The sequence below is a fragment of the Micrococcus sp. UYEF5 genome, assembly GCF_040546065.1.
Classification (GTDB): Bacteria; Actinomycetota; Actinomycetes; order Actinomycetales; family Micrococcaceae; genus Micrococcus; species Micrococcus luteus.
Map to the genome: position 1 here is coordinate 88,175 of NZ_JBEPNB010000007.1, position 24,529 is coordinate 112,703.

23 protein-coding genes are annotated in these 24,529 nt (G+C 75.0%); 12 read left to right on the top strand and 11 right to left on the bottom strand.

The window, feature by feature from the left end; translation table 11 throughout:
* Positions 1 to 42 precede the first annotated feature (42 nt).
* A complete protein-coding gene (locus ABIB16_RS08285) occupies positions 43 to 729 on the top strand; it encodes a 3'-5' exonuclease (protein WP_049147285.1) in 687 nt (228 codons plus the stop codon).
* A gap of 28 nt (positions 730 to 757) precedes the next feature.
* On the opposite strand, the gene hemL is transcribed toward ABIB16_RS08285, so the two are convergent.
* A complete protein-coding gene (gene hemL, locus ABIB16_RS08290; RefSeq protein WP_041105114.1) occupies positions 758 to 2,095 on the bottom strand; it encodes a glutamate-1-semialdehyde 2,1-aminomutase in 1,338 nt (445 codons plus the stop codon).
* Positions 2,095 to 3,081, bottom strand: coding sequence for a porphobilinogen synthase (gene hemB / locus ABIB16_RS08295; RefSeq protein ID WP_095694750.1), 987 nt, complete (start codon positions 3,079 to 3,081; stop codon positions 2,095 to 2,097). The genes hemL and hemB overlap by 1 nt, the downstream gene beginning before the upstream one ends.
* 127 nt (positions 3,082 to 3,208) lie before the next feature.
* Here hemB and ABIB16_RS08300 point away from each other — a divergent pair, with 127 nt between their 5' ends.
* On the top strand, positions 3,209 to 4,216 hold the full coding sequence (locus tag ABIB16_RS08300; RefSeq protein WP_354436197.1) for an IS481 family transposase: 1,008 nt from the start codon (positions 3,209 to 3,211) through the stop codon (positions 4,214 to 4,216).
* Positions 4,217 to 4,225: 9 nt separating this feature from the next.
* Here ABIB16_RS08300 and ABIB16_RS11360 read toward each other — a convergent pair whose 3' ends face one another.
* Positions 4,226 to 4,600 carry an IS5/IS1182 family transposase gene (locus ABIB16_RS11360; RefSeq protein WP_044659748.1) on the bottom strand — a complete coding sequence of 125 codons (375 nt, stop codon included), beginning with the start codon at positions 4,598 to 4,600 and terminating at the stop codon, positions 4,226 to 4,228.
* 116 nt (positions 4,601 to 4,716) lie between these two features.
* On the bottom strand, positions 4,717 to 5,106 hold the full coding sequence (locus tag ABIB16_RS11365; RefSeq protein ID WP_044659747.1) for an IS5 family transposase: 390 nt from the start codon (positions 5,104 to 5,106) through the stop codon (positions 4,717 to 4,719).
* Between the two features lie 240 nt (positions 5,107 to 5,346).
* On the opposite strand from ABIB16_RS11365, the gene ABIB16_RS08310 reads away from it, so the two are divergent.
* The 4 genes from ABIB16_RS08310 (at position 5,347) to ABIB16_RS08325 (ending at position 8,810) form a co-directional block, all read left to right on the top strand.
* Positions 5,347 to 5,775: an organic hydroperoxide resistance protein gene (locus ABIB16_RS08310; RefSeq protein ID WP_044659746.1), complete on the top strand. Its 429-nt coding sequence runs from the start codon at positions 5,347 to 5,349 to the stop codon at positions 5,773 to 5,775.
* Between the two features lie 57 nt (positions 5,776 to 5,832).
* Positions 5,833 to 7,224, top strand: a complete 1,392-nt coding sequence (locus ABIB16_RS08315; RefSeq protein WP_354436198.1) for an aldehyde dehydrogenase family protein — start codon at positions 5,833 to 5,835, stop codon at positions 7,222 to 7,224.
* Positions 7,225 to 7,316: 92 nt separating this feature from the next.
* Positions 7,317 to 8,429, top strand: a complete 1,113-nt coding sequence (locus ABIB16_RS08320) for an NYN domain-containing protein (RefSeq protein ID WP_101965985.1) — start codon at positions 7,317 to 7,319, stop codon at positions 8,427 to 8,429.
* A 99-nt stretch (positions 8,430 to 8,528) separates the two neighbouring features.
* The gene (locus ABIB16_RS08325; protein WP_049147275.1) at positions 8,529 to 8,810 is read left to right on the top strand and encodes a hypothetical protein; all 282 of its coding nucleotides are present in this window, start codon (positions 8,529 to 8,531) and stop codon (positions 8,808 to 8,810) included.
* A gap of 27 nt (positions 8,811 to 8,837) precedes the next feature.
* Here ABIB16_RS08325 and ABIB16_RS08330 read toward each other — a convergent pair whose 3' ends face one another.
* The 6 genes from ABIB16_RS08330 to hemE are packed head-to-tail and all read right to left on the bottom strand — an operon-like array spanning position 8,838 to position 15,661.
* The gene (locus ABIB16_RS08330; protein ID WP_049147273.1) at positions 8,838 to 9,677 is read right to left on the bottom strand and encodes a uroporphyrinogen-III synthase; all 840 of its coding nucleotides are present in this window, start codon (positions 9,675 to 9,677) and stop codon (positions 8,838 to 8,840) included.
* 1 nt (position 9,678) lies between these two features.
* The gene (gene hemC, locus ABIB16_RS08335; RefSeq protein WP_230259639.1) at positions 9,679 to 10,812 is read right to left on the bottom strand and encodes a hydroxymethylbilane synthase; all 1,134 of its coding nucleotides are present in this window, start codon (positions 10,810 to 10,812) and stop codon (positions 9,679 to 9,681) included.
* Positions 10,813 to 10,816: 4 nt separating this feature from the next.
* Positions 10,817 to 12,166, bottom strand: coding sequence for a ferrochelatase (locus tag ABIB16_RS08340; protein WP_145951361.1), 1,350 nt, complete (start codon positions 12,164 to 12,166; stop codon positions 10,817 to 10,819).
* Positions 12,166 to 12,882: a hydrogen peroxide-dependent heme synthase gene (gene hemQ, locus ABIB16_RS08345; RefSeq protein ID WP_036314319.1), complete on the bottom strand. Its 717-nt coding sequence runs from the start codon at positions 12,880 to 12,882 to the stop codon at positions 12,166 to 12,168. Before hemQ ends, ABIB16_RS08340 begins: the two co-directional genes overlap by 1 nt.
* Before the next feature lie 50 nt (positions 12,883 to 12,932).
* The gene (locus tag ABIB16_RS08350; RefSeq protein WP_036381112.1) at positions 12,933 to 14,441 is read right to left on the bottom strand and encodes a protoporphyrinogen/coproporphyrinogen oxidase; all 1,509 of its coding nucleotides are present in this window, start codon (positions 14,439 to 14,441) and stop codon (positions 12,933 to 12,935) included.
* Positions 14,438 to 15,661 carry a uroporphyrinogen decarboxylase gene (hemE, locus tag ABIB16_RS08355; protein WP_230259640.1) on the bottom strand — a complete coding sequence of 408 codons (1,224 nt, stop codon included), beginning with the start codon at positions 15,659 to 15,661 and terminating at the stop codon, positions 14,438 to 14,440. Before hemE ends, ABIB16_RS08350 begins: the two co-directional genes overlap by 4 nt.
* Positions 15,662 to 15,797: 136 nt before the next feature.
* Here hemE and ABIB16_RS08360 point away from each other — a divergent pair, with 136 nt between their 5' ends.
* The 5 genes from ABIB16_RS08360 to ABIB16_RS08380 all read left to right on the top strand — a co-directional run bounded on the left by ABIB16_RS08360 (position 15,798) and on the right by ABIB16_RS08380 (position 21,872).
* On the top strand, positions 15,798 to 17,150 hold the full coding sequence (locus tag ABIB16_RS08360) for a glutamyl-tRNA reductase (RefSeq protein WP_354436199.1): 1,353 nt from the start codon (positions 15,798 to 15,800) through the stop codon (positions 17,148 to 17,150).
* 25 nt (positions 17,151 to 17,175) lie between these two features.
* Positions 17,176 to 17,832: a TetR/AcrR family transcriptional regulator gene (locus ABIB16_RS08365; RefSeq protein ID WP_041103351.1), complete on the top strand. Its 657-nt coding sequence runs from the start codon at positions 17,176 to 17,178 to the stop codon at positions 17,830 to 17,832.
* A 120-nt stretch (positions 17,833 to 17,952) separates the two neighbouring features.
* Positions 17,953 to 18,177, top strand: a complete 225-nt coding sequence (locus ABIB16_RS08370; protein WP_036339227.1) for a DUF3107 domain-containing protein — start codon at positions 17,953 to 17,955, stop codon at positions 18,175 to 18,177.
* A 70-nt stretch (positions 18,178 to 18,247) separates the two neighbouring features.
* On the top strand, positions 18,248 to 19,813 hold the full coding sequence (locus ABIB16_RS08375; RefSeq protein WP_354436200.1) for an RNB domain-containing ribonuclease: 1,566 nt from the start codon (positions 18,248 to 18,250) through the stop codon (positions 19,811 to 19,813).
* 250 nt (positions 19,814 to 20,063) lie between these two features.
* Complete coding sequence (locus ABIB16_RS08380) at positions 20,064 to 21,872, top strand: DEAD/DEAH box helicase (RefSeq protein WP_061867030.1); 1,809 nt, start codon at positions 20,064 to 20,066, stop codon at positions 21,870 to 21,872.
* 118 nt (positions 21,873 to 21,990) lie between these two features.
* On the opposite strand, the gene ABIB16_RS08385 is transcribed toward ABIB16_RS08380, so the two are convergent.
* Entirely contained in the window at positions 21,991 to 22,851 is an 861-nt protein-coding gene (locus ABIB16_RS08385) for a PHP domain-containing protein (protein WP_354436201.1), read from the bottom strand.
* 64 nt (positions 22,852 to 22,915) lie between these two features.
* Between ABIB16_RS08385 and ABIB16_RS08390 the strand changes: the two genes are divergently transcribed.
* Entirely contained in the window at positions 22,916 to 24,514 is a 1,599-nt protein-coding gene (locus tag ABIB16_RS08390; protein ID WP_354436202.1) for an aminopeptidase P family protein, read from the top strand.
* Positions 24,515 to 24,529 lie beyond the last annotated feature (15 nt).

Below are 24,529 nucleotides of genomic sequence, written 5' to 3' on the forward strand. Positions count from 1 at the left end.
CCCCATCCTGTCGTGTCCGCCGCTCCGGGTAGCGTGAGGCGCGTGACTTGGCATGAGAGCATCCGCGCCGGCTTCGACCTCGAGACCACCGGACGTGATCCGCGCACCGCGCTGATCGTGACCGCCACCCTGGTGATGGTGGACGAGCAGGGCCGCGCCGCGTCGTCGGCCGAGTGGCTCGTGGACCCGGGCGTGCCCATCCCGGCCGAGGCGGCCGAGGTCCACGGCGTCACCACGGAGCGGGCGCAGGCGGAGGGCATGCCCGCCGCGCAGGGTGTCACGGAGATCACCGAGACCCTGCGGGACCTGTTCGCCGCGGGCATCCCCGTGGTGGCGTTCAACGGCGTGTACGACTTCACGGTGATGGACCGGGAGGCGCGCCGCCACGGGCTGACGCCGCTCGAGGCCCGCCCCGTGATCGACCCGTTCGTGCTGGACAAGCAGGTGGACCGGTTCCGCAAGGGCAAGCGCACGCTCTCCGCGGTGTCCGAGCACTACGGGGTGACCCTGGAGAACGCGCACACCTCCGCGGCGGACGCCCTCGCCGCCGTCCAGGTGGCCGACGCCCTGGCCGCCCAGTACGAGCAGCTGCGCGTCGCGCCGGCGGACCTGCACGAGCGGCAGGTCCGCTGGAAGGCCGAGCAGGCGGAGAGCTTCGAGCAGTACCTGCGGCGCAAGGACCCGCAGGCCACCGTCTCGCGCCACTGGCCGGTCGAGGCCGAGCGCTGAGCGCCCGGCCCCGACCCGCGCTCGGGTCTCAGGCCTGGGGCGTCGCCGCCGCGGCCGCCTTCGCCGCGGCCGGCAGCGCGTCGAGCACCCGGGTGACCGCCGCGTCGTCGTGGGCGGCGGAGACGAACCAGGCCTCGAACACGGACGGCGGCAGGTACACGCCGGAGGCCAGCATCGACTGGAAGAACGGGGCGTAGCGGAAGACCTCCTGGCCCTGGGCGTCCCGGTAGTCCCGCACGCCGGTGCCGGAGGTGCCGAACGCCAGCGAGAACAGGGTGCCGGCCCGCTGGATCGAGTGGTCCACGCCCTCGGCGTCGAGCGCGGCCACGAGGCCCTCACGCACGGCGTCCGAGGCGCGCGCCACGGCCGCGTACACGGCCTCGTCGGCGCGGGAGAGCGTGGCGTGGCCGGCGGCCATGGCCACCGGGTTCCCGGAGAGGGTGCCGGCCTGGTACACGGGGCCGAGCGGGGCCAGGTGGTCCATGATCTCGGCGGAGCCGCCGAGGGCGGCCGCGGGCATGCCGCCGCCGATCACCTTGCCGAAGCACCAGATGTCCGGGGTCCAGCCCTCGGGCTGCCCGGACAGGCCCCAGCCGCCCGTGGCGGTGGCGCGGAAGCCGGTGAGCACCTCGTCCCAGATCAGCAGCGCGCCGTGGCGGCGGGTGATCTCGCGCAGGAACGCGTTGAAGCCCTCGGCGGGCTCCACGACGCCCATGTTGCAGGGCACGGCCTCCGTGATGAGCGCGGCGATGCGCTCGCCGTGCTCGGCGAACACGGCCTCGACGGCGGCGCGGTCGTTGTAGTCCACCACGAGGGTCTCGGAGGCGGCGGCCTCGGTGACGCCCGCGGAGCCGGGCAGGGCGGCGGTCGCCACGCCCGAGCCGGCCGCGGCCAGCAGGCCGTCCGAGTGGCCGTGGTAGCAGCCGGCGAACTTCACGATCAGGTTGCGGCCGGTCACGCCGCGGGCCAGGCGCAGGGCCGTCATGGTGGCCTCGGTGCCGGTGGACACGAAGCGCACGCGCTCGACCGGGACCTTGGAGGCGATCAGCTCGGCCAGCGCGGTCTCCTCCAACGTGGAGGTGCCGAAGCCGAGGCCGCGGTCCACGGCGGCGTGGACGGCCTCGACGACCTCGGGGTGCTGGTGGCCCAGCAGCATGGGGCCCCACGAGCAGACCAGGTCCACGTACTCGTTGCCCTCGACGTCGGTCAGGTACGGGCCGCGTGCGCCGGCCATGAACCGGGGCGTGCCGCCCACCGAGCCGAAGGCGCGCACGGGCGAGTCGACGCCGCCGGGGATGACGGCCTGGGCCGCGGCGAAGGCGGCGGCGTTGGTGGTCGGCTGGGACGCGTTCGGGGTGGTCGTCATCAGAGCGAGTCCTCCTGGATCCAGCGGGCCAGCTCGGCGGCCCAGTAGGTCAGCACGGTGTCGGCGCCGGCGCGCCGGATGGAGAGCACGGACTCGATGATCGCGGCCTTCCGGTCGATCCAGCCGTTGGCCGCGGCGGCCTCGATCATCGCGTACTCCCCCGAGATCTGGTAAGCGGAGACGGGCACGTCCGCCATGTCCGCCACGTCGCGCACGATGTCCAGGTAGCTCATGGCGGGCTTGACCATGACCATGTCCGCACCCTCCTCGAGGTCCAGGGAGACCTCGAGCAGCCCCTCGGTCCGGTTCGCGGGGTCCATCTGGTAGGTCTTGCGGTCGCCCTGCAGGGCGGAGTCGACGGCGTCCCGGAACGGGCCGTAGAACGCGGAGGAGTACTTCGCGGCGTAGGCGAGGATCGCGGTGTCGGTGCGGCCGGCGTCGTCGAGGGCCTCGCGGATCACGCGGACCTGGCCGTCCATCATCCCGGAGGGGCCGAGCACGTCCGCGCCGGCCTCGGCCTGCGCCACGCCCATCTGCGCGTAGATCTCCAGCGTGGCGTCGTTGTCCACGACGCCGTCCGCGGTGAGCACGCCGCAGTGCCCGTGGTCGGTGAACTCGTCCAGGCACAGGTCGCTCATCACCACGACGGCGTCCCCCACCTCCGCCTTGACGTCCCGGATGGCCGCGTTGAGCACGCCCTCCGGATCCAGTGAGGCGGAGCCCGTGGCGTCCCGTTGGGCCGGGATGCCGAAGAGCATGATGCCGCCGACGCCCAGCTGGGCGGCCTCGGCGGCGGCGGCCTTGAGCGTGTCCGTGGTGTGCTGCACGACGCCCGGCATGGAGGCGATGGGCTGCGGCTCGCCCACGCCCTCCTTGATGAAGGCGGGCAGGATCAGCTGGTTCGGGTGGATGCGGGTCTCGGCGACCAGCCGGCGCAGGGCGGCGGACTGGCGGAGCCGACGGGGACGCTGATGGGGGAAGGACATGGCCTCGAGTCTAGGTGTTGTGGGTCATGAGGTTCTTGCCACGGGGTACGGGCTGAGATGAGACGAGCGGGCCTCTCCCGCAGGATGGAAGTTCCTACACCACCCACCTGCCCGAAAAGACCCACTCATGACTCACGCTAACGCACCCCTGACCCCCACCGGCCGTCTCAGGATGGTCCACCGCCACCTGCACGACGGGATCCCACAAGCGCACGTGGCAGCCGAGTTCCGGGTGAGCCGGCCCACGGTGGCCACCTGGGTGGCCCGCTACCGCGCCGAGGGCGAGGCCGGGCTGCTCGACCGGCCCAGCCGTCCGCGCCGTTCACCTGCCCAGCTCGACCCCGAGGTGGTGGCTCAGATCCAGACCCTGCGTCGCAGGGAGAAGTGGTCGGCCCGCCGGATCCATCACCACCTCGTCTCCGAGGGCCACCGGGTGTGCCTCCGAACGGTGGGCAGGTGGCTGCACCGGCTGGGCATCTCCCGGTTGCCAGACCTCGCGCCCACGGGTGAGGACCTGCGCCAACGACCGCAGAAGATCACCGCCCGCGGCCCGGGGCACATGGTGCACCTGGACGTGAAGAAGATCGGGCGCATCCCCGAGGGGGGCGGCTGGCGTGCTCACGGCCGGGACTCCGAGAACGCGCGAGCAGCCAAGCGCGGGCCTGGCCGACGGGTCGGCTACACCTACCTGCACTCGGCGATCGACGGGTTCACCCGCCTGGCCTACACCGAGGCGTTGGAGGATGAGCGGACGGTGACCACGATCGGGTTCTTCTGCCGGGCGCGGGCGTTCTTCGCCGCCCACGGCATCACCGTGGACCGGGTGGTCACGGACAACGGGAACAACTATCGGGCCGCGGAGTTCACCGCCAAGGTGGTCTCGCTCGGGGGCCGGCACCACCGGATCCGCCCATACACGCCCCGCCATAACGGGAAGGTCGAACGCTACAACCGGCTGATGGTCGATGAGGTCCTCTACGCCCGCCCGTATACCTCAGAGACAGCTCGGCGTGAGGCGCTGGCCGTGTGGGTGAACCACTACAACTATCATCGGCCTCATACCTCCTGCGGAGACGCCCCGCCGGCCTCACTGGCACCGACCCGAGTCAACAACGTCATGCCCTCCTACATCTAGGGCGTGTTGCTAAAGGAGGGTAGTCAGCCAGTGCAGTGTCGCTGCGAGGCTGAGTCCGGCGTGATAGTTCCGGGCGTACTTGTCCGAACGCATCGCGATCCCTCGCCACTGTTTGAGCCGGTTGAAGCACCGCTCCACGACATTGCGGCCCCGATAGCGCTGGCGCTGGTCTTCACCGAAGTCGATCGGCCGGCCCGGGCGTCTGCGCCGGTGCGTGATCTGATCGGCCCGCTCGGGGATCGTGGCCGCGATGCCATGCCGGCGCAGCCAGGCCCGGTTCGCCTTCGAGGGGTAGCCCTTGTCTGCAATCAGGCGGTCAGGCCGTATCCGGGGCCGCCCACGGGCCCCGGCAACGCTGATCTGCTCCAGCGTGGTGGCCAGCATCGAGGTGTGAAGCCACCTGCCCGCCGGTCACCACGAACGCCAGCACCCTGCCCTTGCCATCACAGACCAGATGATTCTTCGTCGTCAGACCGCCGCGGGAGCGTCCGATGGCATGGTCAGCCGGCTCGTCCGCTGATTTCTTGTCGTTCATCCAGGCCCCCTGTGGGGCGGGGCAGGGTCGCCCCGTGCTGGTGGACGCGCACGATCGTGGAATCGATCGAGGCCACCCAGTCCAGCTCGCCAGCCTGCTGTGCCATGGACTGGGTCTTCTCCAGCACCCGCTCCCACACGCCCTGGGCGGCCCACCGGTTGAAGTTCTTGTAGATCGTGTTCCAGTTCCCGAACCGCTCGGGCAGATCCCGCCACGGCGCCCCCGTGCGGAAGCGCCACGCGGTGGCCTCGACCACCGCGCGCCGATCCACCGGCGGACGCCCGGTGGTCTTGGCTTCGGGGAACAGTGGGCCGATCACGGCCCAGACCTCGTCCGAGATGACATCACGCGACATGACCCCAGACTCGCGCATCCACGTCCCCGAACCCTTTAGCAACACGCCCTAGGCGCGGTGCGGCGGGACGCGCCGGTCGGCGCGGGGCGGCGGGGGGTCGGGGCACGGCCGCCCGACTCCCCGCGGCAATTCGGTTGCGCACAACCTGACCGCGGACTACGCTCGCTCGTGAGCGCGGAGACGCGCCACCCGCGCCTCGGGCCCGCCACCCGGACCCGTCACCGGCAAGGAAGGCACCGCATGATCGAGATCGACCCCCTCTACACCGCCGAGGCCGTCGCCACCGGCGCCGGCCGCGACGGCCACGTCCAGACCGCGGACGGCCGCATCGCACTGGACCTCGCGGTCCCCGCGGAGATGGGCGGCAGCGGCGACGGCGCGAACCCCGAGCAGCTGTTCGCGGCCGGCTACGCCGCGTGCTTCCACTCCGCGCTGCAGAGCGTGGCCCGTCAGGCCAAGAAGAAGCTCGGCGACTCCTCCGTGGGCGCACGCGTCGCCATCGGCAGGGCCGGCGAGGGCTTCGGCCTGGCCGTCGTGCTCGAGGTCGTGATCCCCGACCTGCCCCATGACGAGGCCCAGCAGCTCGCCGACGCGGCTCACCGGGTCTGCCCCTACTCCAACGCCACGCGCGGCAACATCCGCGTGGACGTGCAGGTCGTCGACGACTGACCCCCCACCCCGGCCCCGACCGGGGCCGGGCCACCCAGTATCGAAGGAGAACCACCCATGGCCGGTTTCCGCACCGAAGATCCCACCACCGGAGAGATCGTCCGCACCTGGGACGCGATGAGCGAGGAGCAGGTGGAGGACGCCCTCGCCGCCGCCCAGGACTCCTTCACCACCTGGCGGAGCACTGACCCCGTCCGGCGCGCTGAGGTCCTGCGGCGCACGGCGGACCTGCTCGCGCAGCACGCCGACGAGCTCGCCGACATCGCCGCCGAGGAGATGGGCAAGCCGCTCGCCCAGGGCGTCGGGGAGGCGCAGCTGTGCTCCCAGATCTTCCGCTACTACGCGGACAACGCCCAGCAGCTGCTGGCGGACGACGCCCTCCCCGCCCACGGCGCCAACTCGACGCGCGTGGAGAAGGAGCCGCTCGGCGTCCTCCTCGGCGTGATGCCGTGGAACTACCCCTACTACCAGCTGGCCCGGTTCATCGCCCCCAACCTGCTGCTGGGCAACACCCTGCTGCTCAAGCCCGCCTCGATCTGCGCGGCCTCCGCCCTGCGGCTCGAGGAGCTGCTCACCGAGGCCGGCCTCCCGGAGGGCGTCTACCAGACGCTCCTCGTGGGCACGGACCGGATCGACGGCATCATCGCCGACCCGCGGGTCCAGGGCGTCTCCCTCACCGGCAGCGAGGGCGCGGGCGCCTCCGTGGCGGCCGCGGCCGGTCAGCACCTGAAGAAGGCCGTGCTGGAGCTGGGCGGCTCCGATCCGTTCATCGTCCTCGGCGGCGACCTCGACGCCGTGGCCGCGACGGCGGCGAAGGCGCGGCTGAGCAACGCCGGTCAGGCCTGCAACTCGCCCAAGCGGATGATCGTCCTCGACGAGCACTACGACGCGTTCGTGGAGAAGCTCACCGCCGCGTTCAAGGACGCGACCGTCGGCGACCCCCGCGAGGAGGGCACCCAGGTCGGCCCCATGTCCAGCACCTCCGCTCGGGAGGACCTGATGGAGCTGGTGGACGACGCCGTCTCCCACGGGGCGCAGGTGCGCACCGGCGGTCACGCCCGTGCCGGCGCCGGCGCCTTCATGGAGCCGACCGTGCTCACCGGGGTGACCCGCGAGATGCGCGCCTGGTCCGAGGAGCTCTTCGGCCCGGTCGCCGTCGTGCACCGGGCCGCGGACGTCGACGAGGCCGTCGCCCTGGCCAACGAGTCCGACTTCGGCCTCAGCGGCTCGGTGTGGTCCGACGACCTCGAGCTCGCCGAGGCCACGGCCCGCCGCCTCGACGTGGGCATGGCCTTCGTGAACGAGCACGGCACCACCCAGGCCGGGCTGCCCTTCGGCGGTGTCGGCCGCTCGGGCTTCGGCCGCGAGCTGGGCCCCTACGGCGTGGACGAGTTCGTGAACAAGCGCCTGGTCCGCGTCGCGGACCCCGTCACCAGCGCCTCCGCCTGACACCCGCCCTCGTCGGAGGGCCTTCGCCCCGAGGAGGGGCCGCGCACCGCCGCGGCCCCTCCCCGGCGGCGTTCCCGACTACTGTGGGTCCCATGCCCGAACCCACCCCCGCATCCCTGCGCATCGCCGTCCTGATGGACAGCGACAACGTCTCCCCCAAGTTCGCCCCCCTGATCCTCGAGGAGCTCGCCACCTACGGCACCCCCACGATCAAGCGTGCGTACGGCGACTGGACCACGACCAACCTCAACGGCTGGAAGAAGGCGCTGAACCACCACGCGATCCAGCCGGTCCAGCAGTTCGCCTACACCGTGGGCAAGAACTCCTCGGACTCCGCGCTCATCATCGACGCGATGGACCTGCTCTGGATGGGCAACGTGGACGCGTTCGCCCTCGTCTCCTCCGACTCCGACTTCACGCGCCTGGCCACCCGCCTGCGCGAGGGCGGCAAGCGTGTGATCGGCCTGGGCGCCCGCAAGACCCCCGCCTCGCTGCGCAACGCCGTGGACCAGTTCATCTACCTCGAGCTGCTCGGCACGGCCACGGACCACGACGTCGACGACGACGAGACCGGCGAGGACGCCCCCGCCAAGGAGGAGAACGCCAAGGCGTCCGAGGGCTCCGGCCGCTCGGGGTCCCGCCGCGGCGGTCGAGGCCGCGGCCGCGGGTCCAAGACCACCGACGCCGCCGACACCCCCGAGGCCACGGACGCGGACGTCGCGGACGCCGAGGCCCCCATTGCCGACGAGGCGCCCGCCGCCGACGAGGCGCCCGCCGGGGACGCCGCCGCCGGCAAGGACGGGAAGGCCGCGGAGGCGAAGTCCGGGGCCGGTCGGCGGGGCCGCCGTGCGTCGTCGTCGGACGTCACCGAGGACCCGACCCCGCCCGAGGTGCCGGTCGAAGCCGAGCCCGAGCACGACGAAGCCGAGCCCGAGCACGACGAGGCCGATGCCGCCCCGCGCATCGACCTGCAGGCCGCGCTCACCAAGGCCGTCAACGCCACGAGCACCGACGACGGCTGGGCCACGCTGTCCCTGATCGGCCAGCACCTGAGCCGCACCCACGTGGACTTCGACCCGCGCGACTTCGGGCACTCCAAGCTCTCCACCCTCGTGGAGGACCAGCCGTACCTGCGCACCCGCACCGAGGGCCGCACCATGGAGGTCTCGCTGGTCCGCCGCCGCAGCCGCCGCGCTGAGGGCTGAGCGGCACGGCCCGTCGTCCCCCGCGGCCGGCGGGCCGGTCCACCGGCCGTTCACCCGCCGGCCACCCGCCCACCACGCCCGCCCGGTAGGCTCCCCGCCATGGGGAACACTCTGGGCTTCCTGCGCGGCGTCGACCGCCTGCACGCCTTCTACACGGAGAACGTGCGCATGCTCGCGCACGCGTACGACCTGACGGACGAGGAGGCCTCGGAGCTGCTCGCCAACACGGGCTTCACCAACGTCTCGGTCGCCATCCTGCGCGGCCCGCGGGTGGACATCATGGCCGCCGCCACCGGCGTGCCGCAGGACGAGAAGCACGACGCCGGCCCGGCGCCGTCGGAGGACGACGCGCCCGACCCGGACGGCGACCGCCCCGACTGAGCCTCGCCTCGCGTGCGGCCGGGCGGCTCAGGCCGCACCGCGCAGCACGGCCAGCACTCCGGCCGCGTCCGGCGTGGGGGCCGTCCCGAGCAGGGGCAGACCCCGCCGCGCGCACGTGTCACGGGTCGGCGCGCCGATCGCCACGAGCCGCACCCGCTCCCCCACCAGTGGCGTCAGACCCGCGGCCACGAACTCCTCCGCCGCGGACGAGCTGGTGAGCACCACGGCGGTCCCCGCCGCGACCGCGGCCAGCCGCGCGGGCGTCACGACGTCCCCCCGGCCCTCGTCCGCCGCCCCGTCGAGCAGCCGCCTGCCGGCCTGCGCCGGATACGGCACCGTCCGGTAGGCGAGCCCGGTCCGCACGTCCCAGCCCGCCGCGCGCAGGCCGTCGGCGAGGCGGGACCGGGCCCGATCGGACTGGGGCAGCCACGCGCGGGCGCCGCGGGGATGCAGGGCGGCGAGTCCGGCGATCAGGCCCTCGGCGGAGCGGTCCTCGGGCGGCAGCCACGGCGCCGCGTCGCAGCCCGCCTCGGTCAGCACCCGTGCCGTGCCCGGTCCGGTGACCGCGATCCGCGCGCCCGCCGGGACATGGCCGTCCCAGCCGACGGCCCTGAGCGCGCGCACGGTGTTGGGGCTCGTCAGCACGAGCCAGCGGGACCCGTCCGAGCGCACCGGCCCGGCCGCATCACCGTCGGCCCCCGCCCAGTCCGCGAGCAGCGCGCGCAGGGGGCCGTCGTCGTCGGGCAGCGCGAAGTCGGTCAGCGGCAGGAAGCCGACCCGCAGCCGCCGCCCCGCCACCTCGGTGCCGGCGAGACCGGCCTCGAGGTCGCCGGCCTGGGCCGGCTGGCGGGTGAGCAGGACGCGCATCTCAGGCCGGGTCGTCGGGGCGCGGGGCGCCGTCGCCCCGGTCCACCCCGCGCACCGTGCCGGGCAGCAGGTCGGCGCCCTCGGCCACGAACTGCTCGGCCACGTGCACGCCGAGTGCCTCCGCGGCCACGAACAGGGTGTCCTCGAGCCACTCGTCGGCGGCCGCCGGGTCGCCGGCCACGTCGGCCGGCACCGGGTCGAGCTGCACGGACGAGGTCCGGCGCAGCACGCGCGAGCCGTCGAGGGCGGCCACCATCGCGGTCATCTCGATGCGCGGCGCGCCGGCCTCGCCGTCGCTCACGCGGGCCACGGCCCCGATCGGCGCGGCGCAGCCGGCCTCGAGGCGGCGCAGCAGGGCCCGCTCGGCGGTGACCGCCACGTGGGTGTCCCGATCGTCGACCAGCTCGAGGGCGGCGTGCAGCCTCCCGACCGGCGCCTCGGGGTCCAGGAGCGCCCGACCGAGGAAGGACTCGTCCTCGGCCCGGATCTCCGCGGCCAGGGCGCCCTGCCCGGGGGCGGGCACCATGACCTCCGGGTCGATCCGCTCGGTGATCACGTGGTCCAGGCCGAGCCGGTCGAGCCCGGCACAGGCCAGGATCACGGCGTCGAGGTCACCGCGGGGCGAACCCGCGGCGGCCGGGGCGTGATCGTCGTGCTGCTCCAGCCCGGGCACGCGGGCCAGGCGGGTCTGCACGTTGCCGCGGATGTCCACCAGCTCCAGATCCGGGCGCAGCGCCTTGAGCTGGGCCACGCGGCGCGGCGAGCCCGTGCCCACACGGGCGCCCTCGGGCAGGGTCGCCAGGGTGAGGCCGTCGCGGGCGCACAGGGCGTCCCGCAGGTCGGCCCGGGCCGGCACCGCGGCGATCTCGAGGGTCTCCGGTTGGACGGCCGGCAGGTCCTTGAGCGAGTGCACGGCCGCGTCCACGACGCCGTCGAGCACGGCGGCCCGCAGCGCCGAGGCGAACACGCCGGTGCCGCCCAGCGAGGCCAGCGAGCCGGTGGTGACGTCGCCCTCGGTGCGGATCACCACCAGCTCGTGGGCCAGGCCGGATCGCTCCGTGAGCGCCTCGGCCACGTGGCTGGTCTGCGTGGTCGCCAGGGCGGAGCCCCGGGTGCCGATGCGCAGGGGGGTCACGGTCTCAGGCCTCCTCGGCGGGGGCCGCGGCGCCCGCCTCGTGCTCGGCCAGCCCGCGCACGGCGGCGTCGACCGCGGACGTCGTCGGCCGCGTCGAGCCGTCCCGCATCACCTTGGCGCAGCAGTCCGGCCGGCACACGTCGTACCAGGCCGGGAAGCAGCCGGCCGCGGCGCGGCCCTCGCGGCGGCCCAGCCGCTCCTCCACGATGTCCACGAGCCCGGCCACGAACCGCGGGTCGGTGCCCGGGGTGGGGCTGCGACGGAACCCCACGCCCAGCCCCTCGGCGGTCTCCTTGGCCTCGGTGTCGAGGTCCCAGACCACCTCCATGTGGTCCGAGACGAAGCCCAGCGGCACGACGACGAAGCCCGCCACGGCGCGCCCCTGCGCGTCCGTCTCGGCGCCCTCGCCCGCGAGGTGCTCCATCGCGTCGTTGATGTCCGGCTCGAGCCACGGCACCGAGGGCGGGCCGGAGCGCGACTGGTACACGAGCGACCACGGCACGTCCGCGGCCTCGGGCACGCCGGCGAGGATCTCGCGGGCCACATCGAGGTGCTGCGCCGAGTACACGTCCGCACCCTCATCGCCCGGCTCCGCCCCCGCCTGCGCGCGCAGGTCGGCGGCGAGGCCGCGCGGGCCGGCGGCGGCGGCGTCGGAGGTGGGGATCGAGTGGGTCGCGAAGAGCACGTGGATCCGCGCGTCGTCCCCCAGCTCCGCGCGCAGCGAGGCCAGGTCCGCGCGCAGGCCGTCCCGGAACGGCTCGATGAAGCCGGGGTGGTTGAAGTACTGGCGCGTCTTGTCCAGGTCCACCTTCCCGGTCAGGCCGGTCTGCTCCATGGCCATGCCCATGTCCTCGCGGTACTGGCGGCACGAGGAGTAGCAGGAGTACGCGGAGGTGGTGACCGTCAGGATGCGGCGGTGCCCGTCGGCGTGCATCCGCGCGAGGGTGTCCGGGAAGTAGGGCTCCCAGTTGCGGTTGCCCCAGTACACGGGCAGGTCCAGGCCGCGGGCGGCCAGCTCGGCCTCGATGGCCGCCTTCAGCGCGCGGTTCTGCGCGTTGATGGGGCTGACGCCGCCGTTGGCGCGGTAGTGGGTGGCGACCTCCTCGAGGCGCTCGTCCGGGATGCCGCGCCCGCGCGTGACGTTGCGCAGGAACGGGATCACGTCGTCCTGGCCCTCGGGCCCGCCGAAGGAGGCGAGCAGCAGGGCGTCGTAGTCCTTGGGGGCCATCACGCCGCACACGTCGTAGTCGACGCCGGCGGCGGCCTTCTCGGGCGTCCGGAGGGCCGGGGCGACGCCGGCGTCCGGGCCGGTGTGGACGGGCGCGTCGGCGCGGGGCTCGGGGGCGGTAGTCATCAGGCCAGCACCTCCGCGATCTCGGCGGTCTCCAGACGGCGTCCGGTGTAGAACGGCACCTCGCTGCGCACGTGCAGGCGGGTCTCGTTGTTGCGCAGGTGGCGCATCATGTCCACCAGGTCCGTCAGCTCGTCCGCCTCGAGGCCCAGCAGCCACTCCCAGTCGTTCAGGCCGAACGCGCTGGTGGTGTTCGCCCACACCTGCGGGAAGTCCTGGCCGAGCTGGCCGTGCTCGCGGAGCATGCGGGCCCGCTCCTTCGGGTCCAGCAGGTACCAGTCGTACGAGCGCACGAACGGGTAGAAGCACAGCCACTTCAGGGCCTTGCGGCCCATGGCGAAGGCGGGGACGTGGTCCTTGTTGAACTCGGCCATGCGATCTGCGCCCATGGCCGAGAGCACCATCGTGGTGCCCTCGAGCAGACGGGTGCGGCGCAGCTCGCGGATGGCGGCCTGCAGGTCCTCGGGCACCTGGCCGTACATCCACACCATGACGTCGCCGGCCTCGCGCATGCCGGAGACGTCGTAGACGCCGCGCACGGTCACGCCGGTCTGGGCCACCCGCGCGACGGCCTCGTCGAACTCCTTGGCGGCCTTCTTCGCGTCGCGGCCCTCCAGTCCCAGCCAGCCTGGCTCGCCCTGCGGGCGGGCGAACACGGTGTAGGTGGTGAACCAGTCCTTGCCGGCCTCGGCAGGGGTGGTGGTGCTGTCCTTGGTCATGGTCCTCTTCCTTGGGATCCGATTGCGTCAGGGGTGGTCTGGGGGCGAGGTCAGCCGGCGGGCGGTGCGTCGGCGCCGAGGGTGCGGTCCACGCCGGCGACGACGGCGGCCAGCCCGGTGCCGTGCACCCAGCTGCCCACGAGGTCGAGGCCGGGCACGTCCCGTGCCCAGTCGATCAGCGTGTCCGCCTTCGCGCGGTCGGGGCCGGCCTGCGGCGGGATGGAGCGGCGCCAGCGGGTGACGGTGCGGGCGACGACGTCCTCCTCCGCCAGCGGCACCCCGGTGAGAGTCGCCGTGTCCACGAGCGCCTGCGCGAGCAGCTCCTCGTCCGCGCTGCGATGGCCCAGGGCCTCGGGCCCGCCGCCCTGGCGGCCGTAGGACAGGCGCAGCACATGGCGGTGGGGGTGACGGGCGACGCCGTCCTCCTGCGGCCGCGCGACGACCTCGCGCAGCCACGCCCACTTGGCGGTGGCGTGGGTCAGGGCCTTGGCGGCCACGTCCGTCCCGGCGCCGACCAGCACTCCGGTGCCGCGTGGCGCGTCGTCCAGGCCCGCGGCCTCGACGACGAGCGTGGCCAGCGCGATGCCCTCGCCGAGGGCGGGACCGGCGTCGGGGTCCAGGGCCTCGGCCGAGAGCGGGGCCAGCAGGTCCCAGGCGGTGACGCCGTCCACGGCCAGCACGACGCGGTCCACGTCGAGCCCGCGGACGACCTCGTCGTCCCGGTCCGAGATCTGGGCCCACCAGCCGCCGGTGGCGGGCACGCGGGACAGGGCGGCCACCCGGACACCGCGCAGGACGGTGGCCCCGTCCTCGCGCAGCGCCTCGACGAGCCGGCCGGTGAGGCGGACCATGCCGCCGTCCAGACCGGCCACGAGCGAGCCGGGGGTCCCGGTGGACCGCAGCGCGGCGACGCCCGCGGCCAGCCCGCCGTGCTCCACGGCGGCGGCGAGCAGGCCGGGGGCCACGCGCTCCAGCTCGACGACCGCGGGGTCGGCCGAGTGGACTCCGGCGACGACGGGGGCCACGAGGCGGTCGAGCACCTCGTCGCCGAGGCGGTCGGCCACGACCTGCGCGACGGTCACCGGCTCGCCGGCCGCGAGCGCGGCGGCCCAGCGATCCATGGGGGCCTCGGCGTCCTGCCGGGCGCGCTCCAGGCCGGCCGGCGTGAGGGCGGCGGCGAGGTCCTCGGCGTCGAGGTCGCCGGGGATGCCGACGATGCCGAGACGCGGGGCGCGCACGGGGCCGGCGGGACCGTGCAGCCACGAGCCGAGGGGCTCGGGCGCGACGATCTTCTCGCCCAGCCCGAGCTCCTCCACGAGCGCGCGCACGGCGGCGCCGCGGACGGCGAACGACTCGGCGCCGCCGTCGAGTTCGAGGGTCTGGGTCTCGGGGGCCCCGGTCTCGCCGTGCGAGGGGACGTCGAGGAAGCGCGGGGAGACCGCGCCCCCGAGCACGGAGGTGGCCTCGGCGAGGGTCACGTCCCAGCCCGCCGCGGACAGTCGGTGGGCCGCGACGAGGCCGGCGATGCCGCCGCCGACCACGAGCGCCGTGCCGCTCATGCGCGCTCCTCCCGCTCGGCGGTCTCGACCCCCGGTGCCGGGTCCTGGCCCTCCCGCTCCGGCACGGGCAGGGAGTGGATCAGCTCGACCACGCGGGTCAGCACGGCCGCGTCCGTCTCCGGCGGCACGCCGTGGGCGAGGTTGACGACGTGGCCGGGCGCGACGGCGCCGGAGGCGACGACGTCGCGCACGTGGGCCTCGAGGACCTCCCACGGGGCGGCGAGCAGGGCCGGGTCGATGTTGCCCTGCAGGGGCACGGCGCCGCGTCCGTCGGGGCCGGGGTTCGCGCTGAGCCGGCGGTGCGCCTCGGCGAGCGTGAGGCGGTGGTCCACGCCGACGGCGGTCGCGCCCGCGTCACGCATGTGGTGCAGGAACTCTCCGGTGCCCGTGCCGAAGTGCAGGAGCGGGGCGCCGTCGGGGACGCCGGGCCCGGCGAGGTCGGCGACATGGGCGAGGGCCGCCGTCGAGTGCGGCTGCACGTGCTCGAGGTAGTCGTCCGCCGAGAGCGAACCGGCCCACGAGTCGAACAGCTGCGCGGCGGAGGCGCCGGACTCGAGCTGGGCGCGCAGGAACTGGCCGGACACGGTGGCCGCCCAGCCGGCCAGGGCGGCCCAGGTCTCGGGGTCGGCGTGCATCATGCGCCGCGGGCCGAAGTGGTCGCGGGAGGGACGGCCCTCCACCATGTACGCCGCCAGCGTGAAGGGGGCACCGGCGAAGCCGATCAGGGGGCGCGGGCCCAGCTCGGCGACGGTGGCCGCGACGGCCTCGCGGATGACGTCCAGGGCGGCGTCCTCGAGGACGGGCAGCGCGGCGACGTCGTCGGCGGTGCGGACGGCCTGGCCGAGCACGGGGCCCACGCCGGGCTGGATCTCCACGTCCACGCCCGCCAGGCGCAGGGGGACCACGATGTCCGAGAAGAAGATCGCCGCGTCGACGTCGTGGCGGCGCACCGGCTGCATCGTGATCTCCCGGACCAGGTCCGGCATGATGCAGGAGTCGAGCATCCCGATCCCCTCGCGCACCCGGCGGTACTCGGGCAGCGAACGGCCGGCCTGCCGCATGAACCACACGGGGTGGCGGTCGGGGCGCTGGCCGCGCAGCGCGCGAAGGAGCGGGCTGGCCACGGTCGAGCGTGACGGATCCTCGGTGCGCAGCGGGTGCTCGGCGGGCAGTGCCGGGACGGCCGCGGGGGTCTCGGGGGTCTGGGACAGGGCGGACATGCCCCCAGTGTCCCACCGGTCGTGTCGCGGTGGCACATCCGCGTCCTCCGTGAGCGTCGTCACACTGGCCGACGGCACCCGGGTCAGGTCCGCCTTCCCGGGCGGGCGGGGCGGTCGGGGCTAGACTTGGCCCGCTGTGACTGTCTTCTCTCTCGTCGCCTCCCACCATGACCTGGACCTGGACACGGTCGCCCGCCTCAGCGCCGGCGCGACCGGGGTCGGGCCCGCCCTGCCCGGCAGCGGTGCGGCGGGCGCCGTCGTGCTGGCCACGTGCAACCGCGTGGAGATCTACGCCGAGGCCGACGGGGCCGGCGTCGAGGCCGCTCGCGCGGGGCTGCTGTCCGCCGTCGCCGCCTCCACCTCCCTGCCCGACGAGGACGTGCACGCCGCGTTCCGCACACTCGACGCCGACGCCACGGCCCGTCACCTCTTCGAGGTCGGCGCCGGACTGGACTCCGCCGTGGTGGGCGAGCGCGAGATCGCCGGTCAGGTCCGACGCGCCCTGACGGCGGCCCAGGAGGCCGGCACCGCCTCGGGTCCGCTCGTCCGCCTCTTCGAGTCCGCCACGCGCACGGCCAAGGACGTCGGCTCCCGCACGGCGCTCGGCGCGGCCGGCCGCTCGATCGTCTCCGTCGCCCTGGACCTCGCGGAGGAGCTGCGCGGTCTCACCGACGCCGCGGCCCAGCGCGACTTCTGGGCCGGGGCCACCATCCTGCTGATCGGCACGGGCGCCTACGCCGGCACCACGCTCGCGCAGCTGGCGGACCGGGGCGCGACCACCGTCGGCGTGCACTCGGCCTCGGGCCGCGCGGAGCAGTTCGTCGCGGACCGCGGCGGCTGGGCCCTCGCGCTCGGCGGCGAGGCCGTGGCCGGCGCCGTCGCCGAGGCGGACGTGATCATCGGCTCCTCCGGCGGCGAACGCCAGATCAGCCCCGAGCGCCTCCAGGAGCTGCGCAAGGGCGGACGGCGTCCGCTCACGGTGGTCGACCTGGCCCTCTCGCGCGACTTCGACCCGGCGGTCGCGGACCTGCCGGACGTCGATCTCATCACCCTCGAGTCGGTGCGGCTGGCCGCCCCCGAGCAGGCCCAGGTCGCCGTCGCCGAGGCCCGCGCGCTCGTGGACGACGCCGTCGAGGAGTACCGCGCCGCGCAGCGCGGCCGCAGTGCCGACGCGGCGATCAAGGCCCTGCGCCGCCACACCCTCGGCGTGCTCGACCGGGAGCTCGAGCGCGTGCGTGCCCGCCACGGCTGCACGGCGGCCGCCGAGGAGGTGGAGTTCGCCCTGCGCCGCATGGTGAACCAGCTCCTGCACGAACCCAGCGTGCGCGCCAAGCGACTCGCCGCCGAGGGCCGGCTCGACCGCTATGAGGACGCCCTCGAGGCGGTCTTCGGGATCGAGGCCCCCGGCCGCCCCGCCCCCGCCGTGGGCGCGGTCGAGGCGGCCTGCCCCGCGCACGAGGACGAGGGCGGCGCCGCGCGCATCGCGTGAGCCGGCCCCGCGCCAGGAGGACCCCGTGACCGCCCACCCCGCCGCCACCGCGCCCGACGAGCCCGGGCGAGGCCGTCGTCTGCCCCGGCATGAGCGTCGCCGCCAGCTGCTGGACTGCGCCCGCGCGGTCTTCGCCGCCGAGCGGTACGCGGGGGCTTCCATGGAGCAGATCGCCGAGCGGGCCGAGGTCTCCAAGCCGGTCCTCTACCAGCACTTCCCCAGCAAGCACGAGCTCTTCCTCGAGCTGTTGGACGCCGAGGTCGCGAGCCTGCGCGCGCTCCTCGAGGCGGCGATGGACACCCGTCGGGGCAACCGTGCACGGGTGCGGGCCACCGTGGCCGCCGTGTTCGAGTACATGGCCTCCCCCGAGCGGACCCACCGCCTCATCTTCGACTCCGGCATCGACGGGGACCCGGAGGTGCGCACGCGCAGCGAGGCCGTCCACCGGCTGCTCTCCTCCGAGGTCGCGCGCACCATCCGCGCGGACACCACCGTGGCCGAGGCCGAGGCCGAGGTGCTCTCCCGCGGACTCGTCGGCTACCTCCTGGGCGCCGCCCGTCACTGGGCGGACCGGCTCGACGCCGACGCCCGCCCCGCCGCGGCTGAGATGGCCCGCACGGTGGACGACCTCATCTGGCGCGGCCTCACCTCGTTGCCCTCCGCGGACGACGCCCCGCGCTGACCCGGCCGTCCGGCCCGTTTCGCCCGCGGGTGAACCTCGTGGGCGCCCGCCCACCTCACCGAGCGGTCCCGTAGGCTGACGGCGGACCGCACAGGACGCGACGAAGAGAAGAGGTTCCCCATGGAGATCCGCATCGGTGTGCAGCACGTCGGCCGCGAGGTCGTCATCGACAGCGAGCAGTCGGCGGACGAGGTCCGCTCCCTCGTGGACGCCGCCGTCGCCGACGGCACCCCGCTGGTCCTGACGGACGCCAAGGGCCGCCAGGTGGTCGTCCCCGGTGACCGCATCGGCTTCGTGGAGATCGGCGCGAAGAAGTCGGGCCCGCTCGGGTTCGCCGCCTCCTGACCCGCCCCGCACGCCCCGGTGATCCGCCGGGGCGTGCGTCGTCTCGGCCCCCTTGCCCAGGAGCATCGCCATGTCCTCCCACGCCCTCGGCCTCCGCGGCCCTGCCGACCCGGCCCTGCTCGAGCGCCTCGCCGCCCTGCGGACGGAGCTCGAGCTGCCGTCGGCCTTCCCCACCCCCGTCCTGGCCGAGGCGGAGGCGGCCGCGCATGGGGTGCACGTGGGCCTGGCCGGGAGCCCGGACCACGCGGACCGCACGGCCCTGCCGTTCGTCACCGTGGACCCCGCCGGCGCCACGGACCTGGACCAGGCCCTGCTCCTGACCCCCTCCGACGACGACGGCATCCTGGTCCGCTACGCGATCGCGGACGTGCCCGCCTTCGTGGCACCGGGCGGCGCCGTGGACGCCGAGGCCCGCCGCCGCGGCCAGACCGTCTACCTGCCCGACGGCCGGGTCCCCCTGCACCCGGAGGTGTTGAGCGAGGACGCCGCCTCCCTGCTGCCGGACCGCGAGCGCCCGGCGTTCGTGTGGACGTTCCTGCTGGACGCCGCGGGCGCCGTCGTCGAGACCGGCCTCGAACGCGCCCGCGTCCGCTCCCGGGCGCAGCTGACGTACGGGCAGGTGCAGGCCTTCCTCGACGCTCGGCCGGGGGCGCAGGCGCCGGCGACGCCGCGTCCCGGGGTCACCGACGCGGACCGGGCCGCCGCCGAGGGGTGGCCGGCCGAGGTGCGCGACTCGCTGGCGCTGCTGCCGGAGGTGGGCCGACGGCGGGCCGCGCAGGAGGCCGCCCGCGGCGGCGCCTCCCTGAACCTGCCGGACCAGGAGGTCCTTGTCACCGAGGACGGGGCGCACGAGCTCGTGCACCGGGCGCCGCTGCCGGCGGAGGAGCACAACGCCCAGCTCTCCCTGCTGACCGGCATGGCCGCGGCCGAGCTGATGCTGGCCGCCGGGGTCGGGATCCTGCGCACGATGCCGGCGCCGGACACCGACGCCGTCGCCGCCTTCCGAGAGCGCACGCGCGCCCTGGGCGCCCCGTGGGACGAGGGCCAGGACTACGGCGCCTACCTGCGTTCCCTCGACCCCGCCGACGCGCGGCACCTGGCGGTACTGCACGCGGCCACCGGGCTGTTCCGCGGCGCCGGGTACACGGCCTTCGACGCGCAGGCCGAGGACCCGGCCCTGCGCACCCCGCCGGACGAACCGGCCCAGGCCGCGCTCGCCGCCCCCTACGCCCACGCCACCGCTCCCCTGCGCCGGCTCGTGGACCGCTTCGTCCTGGCCCTGTGCCACGCCCACGCCGTCGGCGCCCCCGCCCCCGCATGGGTCCGCGACGCCCTGCCCGAGCTGCCCGCCCTCATGGCGGACTCGTCCCGCCGGGCCTCGGCCGCGAGCCGGACGGCGGCGGACCTCGTGGAGGCGGCGGCACTCGAGTCCCGCGTCGGCGCGGAGCTCGAGGGGATCGCGGTGCGCGAGGCCAAGGACGGCACGGAAGTGTGGCTGCTCGACCCGGCCGTGAGCCTGCGGGTGCCGGGCAGCATCCCGGCGGGCACCCGGGTGCGCGTGCGGATCGAGGGCGTGGACCGTGCCTCGGGTGCGATCACGGCCGCGGGGGTAGACTGGCCGCACAGCTCACGCTGACCCAGGATGACCGGTCGCTCTCTGATCACCCTGACCCGCCGCCCGCGCCCCTGACGCCCGGGACGGCACCATGACCTGCCGGATCCGGCACGGCCCGCCGCGTACGGCGCGCCCGCCCGGTTCCACGGGGCACCGCCCGTCGGCCGCTCCGCGTGCTTGCCTCGCGATCGGCTTCCGCTTGAACCGCGCGCACGGCGGAGCCGGGCCTTCCGCCCGCCGTGACGACGCCTGACCAGGAACGCGAGTCGCCATGACCCAGAACTCCGAGCACACCCCCGCCTCCGCCGACCTCGACCCGACGGTCGCCGCGATCGCGGAGGACATCGTCACCGAGGACGCCGCCCCCGTGGCCCCCGAGCAGACCTTCGCCGACTTCGGGGTGCACCCCGCGATCGTCGAGGCCCTGGAGGCCAAGGGCATCGTCCACCCCTTCCCCATCCAGGCCATGACCCTGCCGGTCGCCCTCGGCGGCCACGACATCATCGGCCAGGCCAAGACCGGCACCGGCAAGACCCTCGGCTTCGGCATCCCCGCGCTACAGCGCGCCATCGGCCCGGGCGAGCCCGGCTGGGACGGCCTCGAGGCCAAGGGCACCGCGGGCGCCCCGCAGGCCCTGATCGTCGCCCCGACGCGCGAGCTCGCCGTCCAGGTGGCCGGCGACCTCACGGCCGCCGCGGCCCGGCGCCCCCTGCGCATCGCCACCATCTACGGCGGCCGCGCCTACGAGCCGCAGATCGAGGAGCTGCAGCGCGGCGTCGAGATCGTCGTCGGCACCCCCGGCCGCCTCATCGACCTGATGCGCCAGCGCCACCTGCGCCTGGACCTGGTGAACACGGTGGTGCTGGACGAGGCCGACGAGATGCTGGACCTCGGCTTCCTCCCCGACGTCGAGACCCTGCTCGCCGCCGTCCCGGCCGTGCGTCAGACCATGCTGTTCTCGGCCACCATGCCGGGTCCCGTGGTCGCGATGGCGCGCCGCTACATGACGCAGCCGACCCACATCCGCGCGGCGGACCCGGAGGACGAGGGCCTGACGAAGAAGGACATCCGTCAGCTCGTCTACCGCGCCCACCACATGGACAAGGACGAGCTCGTGGCCCGCGCCCTGCAGGCCGAGGGCCGCGGCCGGACCATCATCTTCACGCGCACCAAGCGCACGGCCGCTCGCGTGGCGGACGAGCTGACGGCGCGCGGCTTCGCGGCCGGCGCGCTGCACGGCGACCTCGGCCAGGGCGCCCGCGAGCAGGCGCTGCGCGCGTTCCGCAACGGCAAGGTGGACATCCTCGTGGCCACCGACGTCGCGGCGCGCGGCATCGACGTCGACGACGTCACGCACGTGTTCAACTTCCAGGCGCCGGAGGACGAGAAGACCTACGTGCACCGCGTGGGCCGCACGGGCCGCGCCGGCAACAAGGGCGTGGCGGTGACCCTCGTGGACTGGGAGGACATGCCGCGCTGGTCCCTGATCGACAAGGCGCTCGGCCTCGGCCAGCCCGAGCCGGTGGAGACCTACTCCTCCTCCCCGCACCTGTTCTCCGACCTCGGCATCCCGAAGGGCACGAAGGGCCGTCTGCCGCAGGCCAAGCGCGTGCTCGAGGGCCTCGAGGGCGAGACGCTCGAGGACCTCGGCGGCCCCGAGGCGAAGCAGCGCGACGGCGGCCGCGGACGGGGTCGCGAGGGCGGTCGGTCCCGCGACGGCGAGCGCGGCGGCCGTGAGGGCGGCCGCGGCGGACGTGGCGGACGGAACCGGGGCGGCCGCTCCGGCGAGGGCCGCGACGATGCACGCGGCGGAGGCCGCGGCGAGCGCTCGGCCCGCGGGCGTGGTGAGGTACCCGCCGAGCAGCGCGCCGAGGGCCGGGGCCGTGGTCGCGGCGAGGGCCGCGAGCGCACCGCCTCGCGCTCCGAGGCCCCCGCAGCCCGGACGCCGGAGCCGGTGGCCGGCGTCGAGCTGACGGAGGCCCGCCGGGCCGAGCGCGCCGAGGCGCGGGCCGAGGCCCGTCGTCGCCGGGGCGGCCGCACCCGCACGCGCCGCCGCAACGGCGAGGTCGTGGACGGCTGACCCTCCCTTCCGGGCCCCCGGGAGTCTTCTGCGCGAATGACCCTTCTGACCGCCGTGCAGGCGGCCGGAAGGGTCATTCGCGCAACGGATCCTCCGCCGTCGCCCGGGCCGTCCGGGCTCAGCCGCGGATGATCGACGTGCCGGTGCCCTGCCGCTCGATCTCCGCGAGCACCTCCGCGCCCGTGCTGTGCTCGCCGATCGGATTCGGCTTGCCGGTGCCGTGGTAGTCGGACGAGCCGGTGACGAACAGCCCGTGCCGGCCCGCGAACGCGCGCAGCCAGGTGCGCTCCTCCGCCGGGTTGTCCCGGTGCTCGACCTCGACCCCCGCCAGTCCGGCCTCGGCCATCTGCTCGAACACCTCGTCGCCCACCACGCGGCCCCGCATGCGCGCCCGGGGATGCGCGAACACCGGCACCCCGCCGGCGGCCCGGATGAGCGCGACCGCCTCGGCCGGGTCCGGGGCGAAGTGCGGCACGTAGTACTTGGACCGGCCGGCGAGGATCTCCCGGAACGCCGCGGACCGGTCCGGGACGGCCCCGATCGTCACGAGGGCGTCGGCCAGGTGGGGCCGGCCGATCGTCGCGTTCTCCGCCGCGTGCTCCTGGACCAGCTCCCACGTGATCGGGAAGTCCGCGCCCAGGCGCCGCACCATCTCCTGCGCCCGGATCAGCCGCGCGTCGCGGGCCAGGCCGACCTCCCGCAGCAGGGCGGGGTCCTCGGGGTCGTGCAGGTAGCTGAGCACGTGCACGCTCACGCCGTCGGCGGAGGTGCAGGACATCTCCATGCCGGGCACGAGCGTCAGCCCGGTCTCCCGCGCGGCGTGGGCGGCCTCGGCCCAGCCGGCGGTCGTGTCGTGGTCGGTGAGCGCGAGGCCGTCCAGCCCGGCCCGCGCCGCCGCACGCACCACGTCGGCCGGCGGCTCGGTGCCGTCGGACTCGGTCGAGTGCGTGTGCAGGTCGTAGCGGGCCATGGCGGCCATGGTACCGAGACCCGCGCGCGGCGGCCCCGACCTGCCCGCGCCCACCGGTGCCATGATGGAGGGCATGACCGATGCCGCACAGCACCCCGCCCAGACCACCCCGGACCAGCCCGCCGCCGCCCCCGAGGCGGGCGCCGACGGCACCGGCGCGGTGAACCCCCAGCCGCTGGCCGAGCGCGTCGACAACCGCTCGCAGCGCCCCGCCTCGAACGCCTTCCGCGACTTCATGGCCTCCGACTGGGCGCCCTCGTCGCAGGCCCTGCCCGACCCCGACGCCTCGGCCCCGTACGCCGCCCGGCGGCGGGCCGCCGTGTCCGCGCGCTTCCCGGGCGAGCGGATCGTGGTGCCGGCCGGCCGCCTCAAGGTCCGCTCGAACGACACCGACTACCGCTTCCGCGCGCACTCCGCGTTCGCCCACCTGACGGGCCTCGGCGTGGACCACGAGCCGGACGCCGTGCTCGTGCTCGAGCCCACGGACCCGGGCGCCGGCGACGACGGCACGGACCACACCGCCACCCTGTACTTCCGTCCCCTGGCCGGCCGGGACACCGAGCAGTTCTACGCGGACTCGCGCTCGGGCGAGTTCTGGATCGGCCCCCGCCCGACCCTGGCCGGCCTGGCCGCCCGCACGGGTCTGCGCACGGCGGGGCTCGAGGAGCTCGAGTCCGCCGTCACCAAGAACGTGGCCGCGGACGGCACCGCGGTGCGGCTGCTGGCCGAGACCGACCAGGACGTGGACGCGCTGCTGGCCGCCGTCCGGACCGAGGCCGGCGTGGACCTGACCGCCGCGGCCGAGGCCGACGCCCAGACCGCCGAGTTCCTCTCCGAGCTGCGCCTGGTCAAGGACGCGTGGGAGGTCGAGCGGATGCGCGCCTCGGTGGCCGCCACGATCGCCGGCTTCGAGGACGTCGTGCGGGCCCTGCCGCGCGCCGTGGGCCACGACCGCGGCGAGCGCGTGGTCGAGGGCGCCTTCTTCGCCCGCGCCCGCCTCGAGGGCAACGACCTGGGCTACGACACGATCGCGGCCTCCGGCAACAACGCCACGATCCTGCACTGGATCCGCAACACGGGCGCCGTGCGCCCGGGTGAGCTGCTCCTGCTCGACGCCGGCGTCGAGGACGACTCCCTCTACACCGCGGACATCACCCGCACCCTGCCCGTGTCCGGCACGTTCACGGACGTGCAGCGCCGCATCTACCAGGCGGTCCTCGACGCCGCGGACGCCGCCTTCGCGATCGTGCGCCCCGGCATCCGGTTCCGCGAGCTCCACGCCGAGGCCATGCGGGTGCTCGTCGACCGCCTCGACGGCTGGGGCCTGCTGCCGGTCTCGGCCGAGGTCGCGCTCTCGGACGAAGGCCAGCACCACCGGCGCTGGATGCCCCACGGCACCTCGCACCACCTCGGCCTCGACGTGCACGACTGCGCGCAGGCCAAGCGCGAGCTCTACCTGGACGGCGTGCTCGAGCCGGGCATGGTCTTCACGATCGAGCCGGGTCTGTACTTCAAGGAGGAGGACCTGGCCGTGCCGGAGGAGTACCGCGGCATCGGCGTGCGCATCGAGGACGACATCCTCGTGACCGAGGACGGGGCCGAGAACCTCTCCGCGGCCCTCCCCCGCACCCCGGACGAGATCGAGGCCTGGATGGCGCGGCTCCAGGCGTGATCCGGCGCGGAGGGC

What these genes read in the sequence shown, in the direction of transcription:
- ABIB16_RS08370 (WP_036339227.1), top strand. Translation starts at nt 17,953, where the DNA reads ATGGAGATCCGCATCGGTGTGCAGCACGTCGGCCGCGAGGTCGTCATC.
- ABIB16_RS08350 (WP_036381112.1), bottom strand. Translation starts at nt 14,441, where the DNA reads ATGAGCGGCACGGCGCTCGTGGTCGGCGGCGGCATCGCCGGCCTCGTC.
- ABIB16_RS08380 (WP_061867030.1), top strand. Translation starts at nt 20,064, where the DNA reads ATGACCCAGAACTCCGAGCACACCCCCGCCTCCGCCGACCTCGACCCG.
- ABIB16_RS08385 (WP_354436201.1), bottom strand. Translation starts at nt 22,851, where the DNA reads ATGGCCGCCATGGCCCGCTACGACCTGCACACGCACTCGACCGAGTCC.
- ABIB16_RS08320 (WP_101965985.1), top strand. Translation starts at nt 7,317, where the DNA reads ATGCCCGAACCCACCCCCGCATCCCTGCGCATCGCCGTCCTGATGGAC.
- ABIB16_RS08310 (WP_044659746.1), top strand. Translation starts at nt 5,347, where the DNA reads ATGATCGAGATCGACCCCCTCTACACCGCCGAGGCCGTCGCCACCGGC.
- ABIB16_RS08390 (WP_354436202.1), top strand. Translation starts at nt 22,916, where the DNA reads ATGACCGATGCCGCACAGCACCCCGCCCAGACCACCCCGGACCAGCCC.
- ABIB16_RS11365 (WP_044659747.1), bottom strand. Translation starts at nt 5,106, where the DNA reads ATGTCGCGTGATGTCATCTCGGACGAGGTCTGGGCCGTGATCGGCCCA.
- hemL (WP_041105114.1), bottom strand. Translation starts at nt 2,095, where the DNA reads ATGACGACCACCCCGAACGCGTCCCAGCCGACCACCAACGCCGCCGCC.
- ABIB16_RS08375 (WP_354436200.1), top strand. Translation starts at nt 18,248, where the DNA reads ATGTCCTCCCACGCCCTCGGCCTCCGCGGCCCTGCCGACCCGGCCCTG.
- ABIB16_RS08340 (WP_145951361.1), bottom strand. Translation starts at nt 12,166, where the DNA reads ATGACTACCGCCCCCGAGCCCCGCGCCGACGCGCCCGTCCACACCGGC.
- ABIB16_RS11360 (WP_044659748.1), bottom strand. Translation starts at nt 4,600, where the DNA reads ATGCTGGCCACCACGCTGGAGCAGATCAGCGTTGCCGGGGCCCGTGGG.
- ABIB16_RS08325 (WP_049147275.1), top strand. Translation starts at nt 8,529, where the DNA reads ATGGGGAACACTCTGGGCTTCCTGCGCGGCGTCGACCGCCTGCACGCC.
- hemE (WP_230259640.1), bottom strand. Translation starts at nt 15,661, where the DNA reads ATGTCCGCCCTGTCCCAGACCCCCGAGACCCCCGCGGCCGTCCCGGCA.
- ABIB16_RS08300 (WP_354436197.1), top strand. Translation starts at nt 3,209, where the DNA reads ATGACTCACGCTAACGCACCCCTGACCCCCACCGGCCGTCTCAGGATG.
- ABIB16_RS08330 (WP_049147273.1), bottom strand. Translation starts at nt 9,677, where the DNA reads ATGCGCGTCCTGCTCACCCGCCAGCCGGCCCAGGCCGGCGACCTCGAG.
- hemB (WP_095694750.1), bottom strand. Translation starts at nt 3,081, where the DNA reads ATGTCCTTCCCCCATCAGCGTCCCCGTCGGCTCCGCCAGTCCGCCGCC.
- hemQ (WP_036314319.1), bottom strand. Translation starts at nt 12,882, where the DNA reads ATGACCAAGGACAGCACCACCACCCCTGCCGAGGCCGGCAAGGACTGG.
- ABIB16_RS08315 (WP_354436198.1), top strand. Translation starts at nt 5,833, where the DNA reads ATGGCCGGTTTCCGCACCGAAGATCCCACCACCGGAGAGATCGTCCGC.